15 protein-coding genes and 1 tRNA gene are annotated in these 13,609 nt (G+C 73.3%); 7 read left to right on the top strand and 9 right to left on the bottom strand.

The annotated features are described in order from the left end of the window. Positions 1-3: 3 nt before the first annotated feature. Both ACIBQ6_RS45495 and ACIBQ6_RS45500 read left to right on the top strand, forming a co-directional pair. Positions 4-447: a VOC family protein gene (locus tag ACIBQ6_RS45495; RefSeq protein WP_364329419.1), complete on the top strand. Its 444-nt coding sequence runs from the start codon at positions 4-6 to the stop codon at positions 445-447. Next, entirely contained in the window at positions 448-1,311 is an 864-nt protein-coding gene (locus tag ACIBQ6_RS45500; protein WP_358284071.1) for a pyridoxamine 5'-phosphate oxidase family protein, read from the top strand. 36 nt (positions 1,312-1,347) lie between these two features. Here the strand turns inward: ACIBQ6_RS45500 and ACIBQ6_RS45505 are convergent, their stop codons facing one another. Together ACIBQ6_RS45505 and ACIBQ6_RS45510 are read right to left on the bottom strand one after the other, a co-directional pair. Beyond that, complete coding sequence (locus tag ACIBQ6_RS45505) at positions 1,348-1,773, bottom strand: hemerythrin domain-containing protein (RefSeq protein WP_397218965.1); 426 nt, start codon at positions 1,771-1,773, stop codon at positions 1,348-1,350. Further along, positions 1,770-3,101, bottom strand: coding sequence for an MFS transporter (locus ACIBQ6_RS45510; RefSeq protein WP_397218966.1), 1,332 nt, complete (start codon positions 3,099-3,101; stop codon positions 1,770-1,772). The genes ACIBQ6_RS45505 and ACIBQ6_RS45510 overlap by 4 nt, the downstream gene beginning before the upstream one ends. A gap of 22 nt (positions 3,102-3,123) precedes the next feature. Between ACIBQ6_RS45510 and ACIBQ6_RS45515 the strand changes: the two genes are divergently transcribed. After that, entirely contained in the window at positions 3,124-3,786 is a 663-nt protein-coding gene (locus tag ACIBQ6_RS45515) for a TetR/AcrR family transcriptional regulator (protein WP_397218967.1), read from the top strand. Position 3,787: 1 nt separating this feature from the next. Here ACIBQ6_RS45515 and ACIBQ6_RS45520 read toward each other — a convergent pair whose 3' ends face one another. Beyond that, positions 3,788-4,735 (bottom strand): helix-turn-helix domain-containing protein, encoded by a 948-nt coding sequence (locus tag ACIBQ6_RS45520; RefSeq protein WP_358284063.1) that lies wholly within the window; start codon positions 4,733-4,735, stop codon positions 3,788-3,790. Between the two features lie 172 nt (positions 4,736-4,907). On the opposite strand from ACIBQ6_RS45520, the gene ACIBQ6_RS45525 reads away from it, so the two are divergent. Together ACIBQ6_RS45525 and ACIBQ6_RS45530 are read left to right on the top strand one after the other, a co-directional pair. Continuing rightward, positions 4,908-5,927 (top strand): 3-oxoacyl-[acyl-carrier-protein] synthase III C-terminal domain-containing protein, encoded by a 1,020-nt coding sequence (locus tag ACIBQ6_RS45525; protein WP_358284061.1) that lies wholly within the window; start codon positions 4,908-4,910, stop codon positions 5,925-5,927. Positions 5,928-6,198: 271 nt separating this feature from the next. Then, positions 6,199-7,689: a von Willebrand factor type A domain-containing protein gene (locus ACIBQ6_RS45530; protein ID WP_358284058.1), complete on the top strand. Its 1,491-nt coding sequence runs from the start codon at positions 6,199-6,201 to the stop codon at positions 7,687-7,689. A gap of 13 nt (positions 7,690-7,702) precedes the next feature. On the opposite strand, the gene ACIBQ6_RS45535 is transcribed toward ACIBQ6_RS45530, so the two are convergent. Beyond that, positions 7,703-8,368, bottom strand: a complete 666-nt coding sequence (locus ACIBQ6_RS45535) for a tRNA-dependent cyclodipeptide synthase (RefSeq protein ID WP_358284056.1) — start codon at positions 8,366-8,368, stop codon at positions 7,703-7,705. Between the two features lie 94 nt (positions 8,369-8,462). On the opposite strand from ACIBQ6_RS45535, the gene ACIBQ6_RS45540 reads away from it, so the two are divergent. Beyond that, a tRNA-Ala gene (locus ACIBQ6_RS45540) sits at positions 8,463-8,535 on the top strand. A gap of 29 nt (positions 8,536-8,564) precedes the next feature. Here the strand turns inward: ACIBQ6_RS45540 and ACIBQ6_RS45545 are convergent. The 3 genes from ACIBQ6_RS45545 to ACIBQ6_RS45555 all read right to left on the bottom strand — a co-directional run bounded on the left by ACIBQ6_RS45545 (position 8,565) and on the right by ACIBQ6_RS45555 (position 11,094). Continuing rightward, the gene (locus ACIBQ6_RS45545; protein ID WP_358284053.1) at positions 8,565-8,969 is read right to left on the bottom strand and encodes a DUF3224 domain-containing protein; all 405 of its coding nucleotides are present in this window, start codon (positions 8,967-8,969) and stop codon (positions 8,565-8,567) included. Positions 8,970-9,005: 36 nt separating this feature from the next. Continuing rightward, entirely contained in the window at positions 9,006-9,797 is a 792-nt protein-coding gene (locus tag ACIBQ6_RS45550) for an LLM class flavin-dependent oxidoreductase (RefSeq protein WP_358284051.1), read from the bottom strand. Between the two features lie 91 nt (positions 9,798-9,888). Then, a complete protein-coding gene (locus tag ACIBQ6_RS45555; protein ID WP_397218999.1) occupies positions 9,889-11,094 on the bottom strand; it encodes an FAD-binding protein in 1,206 nt (401 codons plus the stop codon). Between the two features lie 66 nt (positions 11,095-11,160). Between ACIBQ6_RS45555 and ACIBQ6_RS45560 the strand changes: the two genes are divergently transcribed. Beyond that, positions 11,161-11,508 (top strand): PLDc N-terminal domain-containing protein, encoded by a 348-nt coding sequence (locus ACIBQ6_RS45560; RefSeq protein ID WP_358284049.1) that lies wholly within the window; start codon positions 11,161-11,163, stop codon positions 11,506-11,508. On the opposite strand, the gene araA is transcribed toward ACIBQ6_RS45560, so the two are convergent. Together araA and ACIBQ6_RS45570 are read right to left on the bottom strand one after the other, a co-directional pair. After that, entirely contained in the window at positions 11,505-12,959 is a 1,455-nt protein-coding gene (gene araA, locus ACIBQ6_RS45565; protein ID WP_397218968.1) for an L-arabinose isomerase, read from the bottom strand. The two genes, ACIBQ6_RS45560 and araA, sit on opposite strands and share 4 nt — an antisense overlap. After that, positions 12,956-13,603 (bottom strand): L-ribulose-5-phosphate 4-epimerase, encoded by a 648-nt coding sequence (locus ACIBQ6_RS45570; RefSeq protein WP_397218969.1) that lies wholly within the window; start codon positions 13,601-13,603, stop codon positions 12,956-12,958. Before ACIBQ6_RS45570 ends, araA begins: the two co-directional genes overlap by 4 nt. Between the last annotated feature and the right edge of the window lie 6 nt (positions 13,604-13,609).

Below are 13,609 nucleotides of genomic sequence, written 5' to 3' on the forward strand. Positions count from 1 at the left end.
CGCATGTCATTCCGGACCGGGCACGTCGGGCTCAACGTCACCGACCTCGACAGGTCGAAGGAGTTCTACGGCCGCGTCTTCGGCTTCACCGTCGCCCACGAGTCCGCCGAGGACGGCCGCCGCTACGCCCTCCTCGCCCAGGACGGCAAGCTGGTCGTCACGCTCTGGCAGCAGAGCGACGGCCGCTTCCCCACCGCCCTGCCCGGCCTGCACCACCTGTCCTTCCAGGTCGAGGACCTCGACGCGGTGCGCAGGGCCGAGCAGGTCATCAGGGAGATCGGCGCGAAGCTGCACCACGACGGCGTGGTCCCGCACGGCGAGGGCGCCTCCTCCGGCGGCGTGTTCTTCGAGGACCCCGACGGCATCCGGCTGGAGATCTCCGCCCCCGGCGCCGCGGGCGACCGTCCCGCTCCCACGGCCGGCGCTCCCACCTGCGGATTCTTCTAAATGAGACATCCGGGGGAGATCGCCGTCCAGGCCCGCGCCGGGGTGCGGACGCCGGGCGCGTTCGGCAGCTCGCGCACCCGCCCCGAGATCCCCGAGGTGGCCGCCGCGTTCCTGCGGGCGCAGCACCTGCTGGTCGCGGGCGCGGCCGACGACCTCGGCCAGGTGTGGGCCGACGTGCTGACCGGGCAGCCGGGGTTCGCCGACGCCGACGACGACCGCACGATCACCGTCCGCGCCCTGCCCGCGGCGCCGCTGCGCGGCCTGTTCACGGCGGAACGCGACATCGGGCTGCTGGCCATCGAGCCGCGCACCCGGCGCCGGATGCGCGTGAACGGCACCGCCGTCCAGGCGGGTGACGGCCTGGTGATCTGGACGGAGCAGGTGTACGCCAACTGCCCCAAGTACATCCAGGCGCGCGAGCCCACCGCCGCGCCCGGCGTCCCGGAGGTCGTCGGCGGCGGGACGCGGCTCGCGCCGGGCCACGTCGAGTGGATCGAGCGGGCCGACACGTTCTTCATCGCCACCCGCGCCGCGGGCCTGGGGGCCGACGTCTCCCACCGGGGCGGCAACCCCGGGTTCGTCCGGGTGACCGGGCCGGGGTCGCTGGAGTTCCCGGACTACGTCGGCAACTCGATGTACATGACGCTCGGCAACCTGGAGCTCGACCCGGCCGCCGGGCTGCTGTTCGTCGACTGGGACGCCGGCCGGACCCTCCACCTGACCGGCCGGGCGGAGGTGGACTGGGCCGCGGAGCAGCGGTCGGTGCGGTTCGAGCTGACCGCGTACACGGAGGTGGACGGCACGGTCGGGGCGGGCTGGACCCCGCCGGAACTCCACCGCTTCAACCCGCCCGTCACCCGCTGACGCCGGGCGGCGGGCGGCGGGCGGCGGGCGGCGGGCTCAGAGGTTGTCGGGCATCGAGGTCATGCCGTTCAGGAGCGGGACGAGCTGTTCCTCCTCGTAGTCCAGGTGGGCCTCCAGCTCGGCGGCCAGCCGGTCGAGCTCGTCGCCCGCGCTCGCGTCCGTGCCCCCGTCCGTGCCGGCCAGGTCGCGGACGCGGGCCACCAGCCGGGCCACCACGCGGTGCTCGGCCCCCAGCCGGGCCAGGACGTCGGCCAGCTCGGGACGCTCGGCGGCCAGGTGCGGGAACAGCACCGCGTCCTCGCCCTCGTGGTGGGCGTGCAGGGCGGCGCAGAAGGCCAGGCAGTGCGTGCGCAGGTCGAACCCCTCGCCGCCGGCCCGCAGACGTGCCAGCTCCCGCCGGAAGCCGTCGTGCAGCTTCACCAGTTCGTCACCCCACGCGATCAGGCGCTGTTCCCCGCTCATGCCCACGCCACCGCCCTCGCCCGGTGGACGGCCGCGAACACGGCGGCCAGCAGGGCGGCCCCGGCGGCGACGCCGAAGCTCCAGCCCGCTCCCCCCGCGGCCGACACGGCCGCGCCGACGGCTCCGGCCAGGCTGCTGTCCACGACCCTGACCAGCGCGTTCACGCCTCCGGCCGCCGCGGTCTTGGCCGGTTCGACGTGCTCGACGGCCATCGTGCCGAGCGCCGCGTACACCAGGCCGACGCCGAGGCCCAGGACGGCGGCGGCCCCGTACAGGTCGGCGGCGGTGTCGCGGAAGACCACCAGCCACACCGCGGCGGCGGTGACCAGCGCGGAGCCGCCGGAGACCAGCGCCGCGGCCGGGAAGCGCCGCATCAGCGGCCCGGCCAGCATCGAGACGGCGAGCATCAGCACCGTGGTCGGCAGCAGGTACAGCCCCACCTGCAGCACCGAGGCACCGAGGGCGCCCTGGGCGACCGCCGACAGCGTGGTGATCGCCCCGAACAGCGCGAACCCGATGAGGAACGAGGCCACCGTGGCCCCCACCGTGCCCCGGTGCAGCAGCATGGGGATCTCGATCAGCGGCGAGGCGGTGCGCCGGGCCGTGACCACCCACGCCACCGCGAGCACGACCGCCCCCGCGAGCAGGCCCGACGTCGGCGGCGACGTCCAGCCCCAGGCGCCGCCCTTGCTGATCGCGAGCAGCAGGCAGACCAGCCAGCCGGCGACGAGCACGGCCCCCACCAGGTCGGGACGCCCCGCCCGCCCGGCCGGCACGGCCTCCCGCACCAGCGCCGCCACCAGCACGAAGCTCAGCGCGCCCAGCGCCGCCAGGATCCAGAACATGGCCCGGTGGTCGCCGCCGACCAGCCCGGCCAGGATCATGCCGCCGCCGCTGCCCACGCCGATCGTGGCGCTGAGCACGCCGATCGCCGTGGCCAGCCGGTGGGCGGGGACCGCCTGCCTGGCCAGCCCCATGGCCAGCGGGAGCAGCGCGGCGGACACGCCCTGCAGCACCCGCCCGGCGACGACCGCGCCGAGCGCGCCGGACAGCGCGGCGACCGCCGCACCGGCCACGAGCAGGGCGAGCGCGGACAGGGCAACCGGGCGGCGGCCGTACATGTCGCCGAGCCGGGACAGCAGCGGGATCGCGACCGCGCCGGACAACAGGCCGGCGGTGAGCGTCCAGGAGACGGAGGTGGGTGACGCGCCGAACTGCCTCTGGAGCAGCGGGAGCATCGGGACGACGACGGTCATCTGAAGTGACCCGACGGCGACCGCGAACGCCAGGACCACCACCGGCGTCCAGGGAGATGTCTTTTTATACATGTATAGAAAGTAACATGGCGGCATGCCCGCACGCACTGGAAGGCCGCCCCGGATCTCGCGGGCGGACATCGTGGCAGCGGCGCACCGGGTCATCGAGGCCGACGGCGTCGGCGGGCTGACCATGCGCAGGCTGGCCAAGGAGGTCGGCAGCACGCCGATGGCGCTCTACCACCACGTCCGCGACAAGGAGGAGCTGCTGCTGCTCCTGCTCGACGAGTACGCGGCCGGGCTGCCGCGCCCCGATCTGCCCGCCGACCCGCGCGACCGGGTGGTCGTGGTGGCCCTGGCCATGCGCGACGCGGTGGCCGGCTGCCCCTGGGCGGTGGACGTGCTGCGCGCCGACGACCTGCTCGCGGTCGGCGCGCTGTGGTACCCGGAGAAGATCATCGACGCGGCCCTCGGCGCGGGCCTGACGGCCGAGCGCGCCGTGCACCTCTACCGGATCATCTGGCACTACACGGCGGGCGAGATCGCCGTCCGCGCGGCGGCCGGGCGCAGGCGCGAGGAGGGCGGGCCGACCTACCGCGACCAGGTCTTCGCCGGCCTCGACCCGGCCGCCCTGCCCCGCCTGGCCGAGCTGGGCGGCCGCTGGGCCGAGCTCACCGCCGAGGACACCTACGAGCTGGGGTTGCGCGCCCTGGTGGACGGCCTGCTCCCCCGCCCCGGCCACACGGCGACGGGTTGAGTCAGGGGCCGAAGGCGCGGCGGTAGGCGGAGGGTGAGGTGCGCATCGCGCGGGTGAAGTGGTGGCGGAACGTCGCCGGGCTCTCGAACCCGACCGCCGCCCCGATCTCCTCCACCGGCACCGCCGTCGTCTCCAGCATCGGCAGGCTCGCCGCCACCCGCTGCGAGATCACCCACCGCAGCGGGCTGGTCCCGGTCTGCCGCTTGAAGTGCCTGATGAACGAGCGTTGCGACATGTGCGCCACCGCGGCCAGGTCCGCCACGCCGATCGGCTCGGCCAGGTGGTCGAGCGCCCATCCCATCGCCCTGGCCACGCCGCCGTCGTCGGCCACGGGCGTGACGGCGGCCTCGATGAACTGGGCCTGACCGCCCTCCCGGTGCGGCGGGACGACCAGGCGGCGGGCTACCGCGTTGGCCACGTTCGGCCCGTGGTCGTTGCGTACCAGGTGGACGAGCAGGTCGAGGCCGGCGGCGCTGCCCGCGCTGGTCAGCACGTCGCCGCCGTCCACGTACAGGACCGAGGGGTTGACGCGGACCGCGGGGAAGCGCCGCTGGAGCAGGTCGGCGTACCTCCAGTGGGTGGTGGCCTCACGGCCGTCCAGGAGGCCGGCGGCGGCCAGCGCGAACGCGCCGGAGCAGATCGACACCATCCGGGCGCCCCGGCCGTGGGCCAGGCGCAGCGCCTCGACCAGCTCGCCCGAGACCTCGCCCCGGACGTCGGCCACGCCGGGCACGATCACCGTCCCGGCCCCGGCCAGGACGTCGAGCCCGTGCGCGGCCTGCATGGTGAACCCGCCGACCACGCGCAGCGGCTCGGCGGTCTCGGCGCACACCTTGAGGTCGTACCAGGGAACGTCCAGCTCGGGCCGGGGCAGCCCGAAGAACTCCACGACGCACCCCAGCTCGAACGGCGCCATCCCGTCGAAGGCCAGCACGGCGACCGTGGGCAACCGGGCGGGAACCGGCAGCGGAACCGGAACCGGCGGCGGGGCGGGGGCCGGACGCGGGGCGGCGGGGGTCGAGGGCGGTCGGCCGGAGGACGGAAGCGGCACATCCGCATATTAACCGCCCATATCCGGCGCGAGCAGGTTAGCGCTTCGCTCCCTGCGGCAGGAGTGATATATGCATATTTCGGGGGTAGAGACCGTTTTCCCCGATCACCGCTACGAGCAGGCGGAGATCACCGAAGCGTTCTCCCGTCTGACGGACTGCGACGAGGAGTTGCTGCGGCGCTTCCACGCGGCCACCGGCGTCGTGGGCCGCAACCTCGCACTCCCGCTGGACGGCTACACCAAGCTCGACTCCTTCGCCCGCGCCAACGCCATGTACGTCGAGATCGCCCTCGACCTGGGCGAACAGGCCGTCCGAGGCGCCCTCGAAAAGGCCGACGTGCCGCCGGGGAAGATCGACCACCTGCTGTTCTGCTCGACCACCGGCCTGGCCACGCCCTCGCTGGACGCCAGGCTCGCCCAGCGCCTCGGGCTGCGCGGCGACGTCAAGCGGGTGCCCGTGTTCGGCCTCGGCTGCGCCGCCGGGGCCTCGGGCCTGTCGCGTCTGCACGACTATCTGCGCGGCTGGCCGGACCACGCCGCCGTGCTGGTCTGCGTGGAGCTGTGCTCGCTGACCATCCAGCGCGACGACTCCTCGATCGCCAACATGATCGCCAGCGGCCTGTTCGGGGACGGCGCGGCGGCCGTCGTGGCCACCGGGCGCGGCCGGGGCCCCGAGGTCGTCGCCACCCGCAGCAGGCTCTACCCCGACACCGAGCACCTGATGGGATGGGAGGTGGGCGACCACGGCTTCCACATCGTGCTCGACGCCGACCTCACCCACTTCGTGGACCAGGTGCTGGCCGACGACATCAGGGCCTTCCTGGCCGACTACGGCCTGACCCCCGACCAGGTGCCGACGTGGATCTGCCACCCCGGCGGCCCCAAGGTCATCGACAAGATCGTGCAGAGCCTCGATCTCGATCCCAGGGCCCTGGACGTGACCTGGCGGTCGCTGCGGACGTACGGGAACCTGTCGTCGGTCTCGGTGCTCCACGTGCTCCAGGAGACCCGCGGGCACCCCGGGCGTCCCGCCGTCCTGATGGCCCTGGGGCCCGGTTTCTCCGCCGAACTGCTCCTGCTGCACTGGTGACGCGACCGGCCGACGACCGGCCCGACAACCAGGCGACAACCGGGCGACGGGCGGGCGAAGGTCGATAACGACCGGGCGACGGCCGGTAACGGCGGGGCGACGGCGGCCTCCTCCGGGCCCGCGCGACCGTCCGCGCCGCTCAGCCCCGTCCATCCCATCAATCCTGATTTGTCACAACTGATCACGTGACGATCGCGGTTTGCGCTCGCTTGCGTCTCCGGCCCGGCCGCTCCCACACGGATCTCCGTCATAGGACGCGGAGGTGGTTGTGATGAGATGTCGCCCCTTAGCCATTCGTCCCCTGGCCATCAGCGTCGGGCTCGCCGCGCTTCTCGGACTCGCCGCGTGCGGCGGCTCCGGCGGATCGTCCAGCGGCAGCGCCGCGCGGGCCCCCCTGTCCGACACGCAGCGTCAACCCGCGCCGAGCGCGTCCCCGGCCGGCACCCAGGAATCCGAGCAGGACACGACCAAGGCGCAGATCTCCACCTTCGCCCTGGACGTGGACACGGCCTCGTACGGCTACGCCCGCCGTACGCTCCAGGAAGGGCGCTGGCCCGCGCCCGGCGAGATCCGCCCCGAGGAGTGGGTCAACGCCTTCGGGCAGGACTACGCGCAGCCCTCCGACGACGGCTTCGCCGTGCACGTGGACGGCGCCCGGCTGCCTGGCCGCGACGAGGCCGTGCTCCGCGTGGGCCTGCAGACCCGCGCCTCCGACTCGGCCGCGCGCCGCCCGGCCAACCTCACGTTCGTGGTCGACGTCTCCGGCTCGATGGCCGAGACCGGCCGCCTCGACCTGGTCAAGTCGGCCCTGCACAAGCTGCTCGACCAGCTCGCGCCCGGCGACCAGGTGTCGCTCGTGGCGTTCAGCGACGAGGCGGAGGTGCTGGCCTCCATGACGCCGCTCACCGCCAGGAGCCAGCTCCACGCCGCGGTGGACGAGCTGGCCACCGCCGGCGGCACGAACCTGCAGAGCGGCGTCCTGGCCGGGTACCGGGAGGCGTCCCAGGCGTTCCGGGCCGCCGCCACGAACCGGGTCGTCCTGCTCTCCGACGGCCTGGCCAACCAGGGCGACACAGAGTGGCGGTCCATCGTGGAACAGGTCAAGGAGTACGCGGGCAAGCAGGTCACGCTGCTCACCGTCGGCGTCGGCCGCGACTACGGCGACGAGCTGATGGAGCAGCTGGCCGACAACGGCGACGGCATGGCCGTCTACGTGGACTCCGAGCAGGAGGCCGAGAAGGTCTTCACCACCCAGCTCCCGGCCACCATCGAGGTACGGGCCCGCGACGCCAAGGCGCAGGTCGTCTTCAACCCCTCGGTCGTGGAGAGCTACCAGCTCATCGGCTACGAGAACCGCGCGATGTCGGCCGAGGAGTTCCGTGACGACAGCCGCGACGGCGGCGAGATCGGCCCCGGCCACTCGGTCACAGCCCTGTACGCCCTGCACCTCAAGCCGGGCGCGCGGGGACAGCTCGCCCAGGCGACCGTACGCTGGCAGGACCCCGACACCCGGGCGGCCTCCGAGGCCGGCAAGTCGCTGCGGGCCGACGAGCTGAACGCCTCGATCTGGACCGGTACGCCGGTCCGGCTGCAGGTGGACGTGGTGGTCGCGGCCTTCGCGGTCTACCTGCGCGACAGGAAGGCGTTCGGCCTGGACCTGCCGGCGCTGCGCGAGCACGCCGGGCGCCTGGCGCGGACCTCGGAGGACCCGATGGTCGCCGAACTGGTCACCCTGATCGACAAGGCCCGCTCGGTCGGCTGACCGCCCGGCGGGGTCAGGCGGGGTCGGGAGCCGGCCGGGAGGCGACGAAGCCCTGGTGGGGCGAGCGCGAGACGGGCAGTGTGCCCGCGTAGAGCTCCCCCACCAGCGGCATGGGCTCGGGGTGGCAGAACACCGACGAGCCCGTGCGCAGGATCGCCGGGCTGTTCAGCACCAGCGGCAGCCCGGCCAGCAGGAACGGCAGCGCGTTCGCGGCCTGCTCGGGGGTGAGCTCCTGGCCGCCGACGCTCGGCAGCACCGCCGCCACGCACCGGGCGCGGAACGCGGCGTCCTTGGCGGCCAGCCGCTCCAGCTCCCGCCGGGAGCGCCGGTAGGCGCGGTTGCCGGCCAGCTCGTTCCAGTCGAAGACGGTGGCGTTGGCCGCGCCCATGCCTTCGAGCACCCGGATCACCCGGTTGCGCGTGTTGTTGGCCGCCGACCGCGCCTTGATCAGCGCCGCCCCGGACGGGAGCCCGCGCGCGACCAGCGTGCCGGCCAGCTCGACGCCCGGCACGAGCACGTGCACGCCGGTGAACGTGCGGGTCGCCCACTCCAGCAGGCTGCGGATGGCCCGCAGGGTGAAGAACCCGTTGAACGCGCTGACCTCGACGACGGCATGCTCGCGAGCGGCGAGGATCTTCGCGCACCGCGGGGTCAACGGGACGGCCTGCACGCTGGACATGGCACGGAGAGTAGCAAGATTTGACTCAGCGTATGCCTGGTACGCGCATGTGTGTGGCGGGTCCCGGAGTCCGATACACTTGTGACCGCAGCAAGGGGCTATGGCGCAGTTGGTAGCGCGCCTCCATGGCATGGAGGAGGTCTGGGGTTCGAATCCCCATAGCTCCACCCCTCATCCACCCGGGCGTTCGCCCGGGTCACTTCCGCTCCCGCAGCTCGTAGTCCAGGGTGTAGGAGTGCGAGCCGTCCGGGGCGATGGTGATGTTCATCCGTCCCGTGATGCCGGTCAGCTCGCCGACGCCCGAGTCGGGCACGATCGTGATGATGAGCGACTGGCCTCCGCGGTCGCTCAGCGCCTGGTGCGCCACGACGAAGCCGCCCTTCCTGCCCTCCAAAGCGCCCTCGATGCGTTCCAGCGCCACGTAGGCGCGCGAGTCCTCCACCGGGGTCGAGGCCACCATCAGGTGGACGACGCTCGTCCCGGTCAGGTCGCCGTGGAAGGTCTTGGTCATGCTGACGAGGCCGAGCGCGACGCCGTCGCGGTCGTCGAAGGGCGGCTTGGCGTCCCAGCCGGCGGTGTCGAAGGTTCCCTGTGCGGTCATGGGAAACATCGTGCCGGTCTTACCTGTCAGCTTCCGTCAGGTACCGGCCAGACGTTCCACGACGGGCGCGAAGGCGTCGATGAACTGGGCGTTCACCGTCACGTACGAGATCCCGAGCCGGTCCCTGCGCCGCCTCAGGACGTCGGCCATCTCGTCGGGGGTGCCGGTGAGCAGGCCGGTGGCCTCGGGGCCGAGCGGGCCGAAGCGGCCGGCCAGCCAGGCGGGCGGCTCGCCGCCGGCGGCCACCAGGTTCATGCCGAGCTCCAGGTCGTGGAAGCGGTCGCCGGCCAGCTCGTACAGCTCGTCCAGCTTGGCGGCGACCTGGTCCTCGGTGTGCTGCGGCGGCACGCCGAGCGCCACCGTGTCGGCCGTGCGCGCGGCCAGCCCCAGCACGCGCGCGCCCGTCGCGGCGACCAGGATCGGCACGTCCTTGACCGCGTCGATCGTGGCGGCCAGGCGTGCCACGCGCTCGGCAGGGGTGCCGAACGGCACGCCGAGCGCCGCCGCGTCCTGCTCGGCGCCCGGACGCCCGGCGCCCAGCCCCAGCTCGAAGCGTCCGCCCGTGAGGGTGTGCAGGGTGGCGGTCTCCCAGGCGACGGTCTCGGGCGTGCGGTAGGGGGCGCTGATCACGTACGTGCCGACGCGCAACGTCGTGGTGACGGCGGCGGCCGCGGCCGCGGCGGCGAACGGCGACAGCGTCCCGAGCGTGTCGGGGACGAGCAGGGTGGAGAAGCCCAGGCTCTCGACCCTGCGGGCCAGCCCGGTCCAGGCCTGCGCGGTGGGGGCGTAACCGGCGACGGCCCCGAATCTGAACGGGTGATCGGTCATGCGCTCCACGATGCCGCGACCGCCCGGCCGGCACATCGTCCGCCGGACCGGTGGCCCGCTACGACGGCGGGCGCATGCCCGGCACGGGCCGCTACTCCCCCGGCAGTAGCCGGACGAAGTCGTTGGCGAACTTGCCCGCCGGGTCCAGCCGCCCGGCCAGCTCGCGGAAGCCGGCGGGGCAGCCGGGGCGGCGGGTGAACAGCTTGCCCCAGTGGGGCCGCGGGTCGAAGGGGGCGAGCGTCCGCTCGACCAGGTCGATCGCCGGGAGCACGGTGGCGACGTCCCTGATCCAGGTGAAGTGCACGCCGACGCTGTCGCGGTCGCGGAAGGGGCTGAGCCACAGGTCGTCGGCGGCGATCGTGCGCACCTCCGAGATCTGCAGGGCCGGGCGGACGCGGTCGCCGACGGCGTACAGCTCGCGCAGCGCGGCGACCGCGTGCGCGCGGGGCAGCAGGAACTCCGACTGGAGCTCGTCGCCGGCGCCGCTCGGCGGGGCGTCGGGCCGGAAGTGCGGCAGCCGCTCGTGCCAGGGGCCCGGCACGCCGAGCTGCGTGGTGCAGGCGTCGGCGGGCATCCCGGGCAGCGGGTGGCGGGGCTCGGGGGCGGGGCGGGTGCCGTGCCAGGAGCCGGCGGTGAACTGCTCGCGGCGCTTGAGCCAGATCCGGGTGTCGCGCCAGTCGGTGAACAGGCTGACGCTGTAGCCGTTCGCCATGATGTCGTCGAATCCGTCGAGCGCGTCGGGCGTCAGGCCCTCGCGGACGTACTGGCGCAGCTCGAAGGCCGGTACAAGGTCGAGCGTCAGCGTGTGGACAACGCCGAGGGCGCCCAGCGAGACGACCGCGCCGGCGAAGTCGTCGTCCCCGCGCGACAAGGACAGCAGCGCGCCGTCGGCGGTGACCAGCTCCAGCCCGGACACGGCGGCGGCCAGGCAGCGGTTGGCGTCGCCGGAGCCGTGCGTGCCGGTCGCGACCGAGCCGGCGACCGAGATGTGCGGCAGCGAGGCCATGTTCTCCAGCGCGAACCCGGCCGCGTGCACCGCCTCGGCCAGCCGCGCGTACGTGGTGCCGGCCGCGACCCGGACCTTGCGCGCCGCGCTGTCGATCTCGATCGTCGCGGGCATGCGGTCGAGCACGACGAGGTCGCCGGTGGTGTCGGCGACGTCGTTGAAGGAATGACCGCTGCCCAGGGCCCGCACCCGGTCGCTCTCGGCCACCAGACCGCGCAGCTCGTCGAGCGAGGCGGGATGGTGGACGCCCCGCGCCCGGAAGGCGGTGTTGCCCGCCCAGTTGGTCAACATCACGGCTTCACCCTATTCATCCGGTTTCCCTTGCCGACTCCCCCGCCCGTCACTACGTTCGGCCCCGTGCTGTATCTGTCCGAGGCCATGGGCCTGGCCACCCTCGTGTTGTGGCTCTACTGCCTCTTCGACGTGATCACCACGCCGGACGCGGTCTGCAGAAACCTGCCCAAGATCGTATGGGTGCTGGTGGTCCTGCTGTTCCCGCTGGTCGGCTCGGTCGTCTGGCTTCTGGCCGGCCGTCCGGAACGCGCCCCGCAGGCGGCCTCGCGCCCGAGCGCGTTCCCCGAGTACGACCGCCCGGGGCGGTTCGCCGCCACCGACCCCGACGACGACGCCGAGTTCCTGCGCCGCTGCCGCGAACGCGCCGAGGAGCAGCGCAGGAACGCCCCGAAGAAGCCGCCGGAGGACTAGAAGCCCTGGGCGAGCCGGTAGTACGCCTGGTTCCAGCGCAGCTCCTTGGTGAACTGCGCCGTCGTGGTGTCCTTGTCGATCACCAGCAGCTCCACGCCGAGCATGTCGGCCAGGTCGGTCAGCTCCTCGCGCCCGACGGCCGTGGACAGCACGGTGTGGTGCGGCGCCCCGGCGGTCAGCCAGGACTCGGTCGAGGTGCGCAGGTTCGGCCGCGGCGACCAGACGGCGCGGGCCACGGGCAGCTTCGGCAGCGGCTGCGGCGGCGCGACGACGTCGATCTCGTTGGCCACCAGGCGGAACCTGTCGCCCATGTCGGCCAGGCCGACGACGATGCCGGGGCCGGGCGCGGCGTCGAACACCAGCCGCACCGGGTCCTCCCGCCCGCCGATGCTCAGCGGGTGGATCTCGCACGACGGCGTCCCGGCGGCGACGGACGGGCAGACCTCCAGCATGTGCGCGCCGAGGATGAGCTCGTTGCCGGGCGTCAGGTCGTAGGTGTAGTCCTCCATGAACGACGTCCCGCCCGGCTTCATGGCCTTGAGGGTGCGCAGCAGGACCGAGGTCTTCCAGTCGCCCTCGCCGCCGAAGCCGTAGCCGTCGGCCATCAGGCGCTGCACGGCCAGGCCGGGGAGCTGGCGCAGGCCGCCGAGGTCCTCGAAGTTCGTGGTGAAGGCGCGGAAGCCGCCGCGCTCCAGGAAGCCGCGCAGGCCGAGCTCGATCCTGGCGGCGTACCGCAGCGACTCGTGGCGCTCGCCGAGCAGCTCGGGGGCCACCCGGTACAGCTCGGCGTACTCCTTGACCAGTGCCGACACGTCGGCGTCGGAGGCCGCGTCCACGGCCTCGACCAGCTCGTTGACGCCGTAGGTGTTGACCGAGACGCCGAACCGCAGCTGTGCCTCGACCTTGTCGCCCTCGGTCACGGCCACGTCGCGCATGTTGTCGCCGAAGCGGGCCAGCCGCAGCGCCCGCACCTCGGCCACGCCCCTGGCCGCCCGCGCCCACGCCTCGACGCGCGCGCCGACGGCCGGGTCGCTGACGTGCCCGGCGACGGTCTTGCGCGGCACGCCGAGCCGGGTCTGCACGAACCCGAACTCGCGGTCGCCGTGCGCGGCCTGGTTGAGGTTCATGAAGTCCATGTCGATGGAGCTCCACGGCAGCTCGACGTCGGCCTGCGTGTGCAGGTGCAGCAGCGGCTTGCGCAGCGCGTCGAGGCCGGCGATCCACATCTTGGCCGGGGAGAAGGTGTGCATCCAGGCGATGACGCCGGCGCACTCGTCGTCCGCGTTGGCCTCCAGCATGACGCGCCTGATCGCGGCGGCGTCGGTCAGCACGGGCCGCCACTGCACGGGCACGGGAAGCTGCTCGGCGATGCGCCGCGACTGCTCGGCCACCTGGCTCAGCGTGTCCTCGCCGTACAGTCCCTGGCTGCCGGTCAGAAACCAGATGTTCAACGCGGGCTCCTCTGTCCGTAGACGTTCTGATAGCGGTCGTACAGGCGGTCGATGTGGGCCGGGCCGATGGGCAGCGGCGTGCCGAGCTGCCTGGACACGTGGACGGTGCGGGCCACGTCCTCGCACATCACGGCGGCCTTGACCGCGGCCTTGGGGTCCTTGCCGATGGTGAAGACGCCGTGGTTCTGCATGAGGACGGCCGGCGAGCGGTGCCCCTTGAGCGTCTCCACGACGCCCTGGCCGATGGAGTCGTCCCCGATCAGCGCGAACGGGCCGACCGGGATCTCGCCGCCGAACTCGTCGGCCATCGCCGTCAGCACGCACGGGATGGGCTCGCCGCGGGCCGCCCACGCCGAGGCGTAGGTCGAGTGGGTGTGCACGACGCCGCCGACCTCGGGCATCTCGCGGTAGACGTAGGCGTGCGCGGCGGTGTCGCTGGAGGGCGCGTGGACCCCTTCGACGAGGTTGCCGTCGAGGTCGCAGACGACCATGTTCTCCGGGGTCAGCTCGTCGTAGGAGACCCCGGACGGCTTGATGACGAACAGGTCCTCGCCCGGGACGCGGCCCGAGACGTTGCCCGCGGTCCAGACGACCAGGCCGTAGTGCACCAGTTCGGCGTGCAGCCCGGCGACGGTCGCTCTCATTGCCTC

It is taken from the genome of Nonomuraea sp. NPDC049655, assembly GCF_044465465.1.
In the GTDB taxonomy this organism is placed as follows: Bacteria; Actinomycetota; Actinomycetes; order Streptosporangiales; family Streptosporangiaceae; genus Nonomuraea.

What these genes read in the sequence shown, in the direction of transcription:
- ACIBQ6_RS45500 (WP_358284071.1), top strand. Translation starts at nt 448, where the DNA reads ATGAGACATCCGGGGGAGATCGCCGTCCAGGCCCGCGCCGGGGTGCGG.
- ACIBQ6_RS45510 (WP_397218966.1), bottom strand. Translation starts at nt 3,101, where the DNA reads ATGTATAAAAAGACATCTCCCTGGACGCCGGTGGTGGTCCTGGCGTTC.
- ACIBQ6_RS45570 (WP_397218969.1), bottom strand. Translation starts at nt 13,603, where the DNA reads ATGAGAGCGACCGTCGCCGGGCTGCACGCCGAACTGGTGCACTACGGC.
- ACIBQ6_RS45525 (WP_358284061.1), top strand. Translation starts at nt 4,908, where the DNA reads ATGCATATTTCGGGGGTAGAGACCGTTTTCCCCGATCACCGCTACGAG.
- ACIBQ6_RS45535 (WP_358284056.1), bottom strand. Translation starts at nt 8,368, where the DNA reads ATGTCCAGCGTGCAGGCCGTCCCGTTGACCCCGCGGTGCGCGAAGATC.
- ACIBQ6_RS45495 (WP_364329419.1), top strand. Translation starts at nt 4, where the DNA reads ATGTCATTCCGGACCGGGCACGTCGGGCTCAACGTCACCGACCTCGAC.
- ACIBQ6_RS45530 (WP_358284058.1), top strand. Translation starts at nt 6,199, where the DNA reads ATGAGATGTCGCCCCTTAGCCATTCGTCCCCTGGCCATCAGCGTCGGG.
- ACIBQ6_RS45515 (WP_397218967.1), top strand. Translation starts at nt 3,124, where the DNA reads ATGCCCGCACGCACTGGAAGGCCGCCCCGGATCTCGCGGGCGGACATC.
- ACIBQ6_RS45545 (WP_358284053.1), bottom strand. Translation starts at nt 8,969, where the DNA reads ATGACCGCACAGGGAACCTTCGACACCGCCGGCTGGGACGCCAAGCCG.
- ACIBQ6_RS45550 (WP_358284051.1), bottom strand. Translation starts at nt 9,797, where the DNA reads ATGACCGATCACCCGTTCAGATTCGGGGCCGTCGCCGGTTACGCCCCC.
- ACIBQ6_RS45555 (WP_397218999.1), bottom strand. Translation starts at nt 11,094, where the DNA reads ATGTTGACCAACTGGGCGGGCAACACCGCCTTCCGGGCGCGGGGCGTC.
- ACIBQ6_RS45505 (WP_397218965.1), bottom strand. Translation starts at nt 1,773, where the DNA reads ATGAGCGGGGAACAGCGCCTGATCGCGTGGGGTGACGAACTGGTGAAG.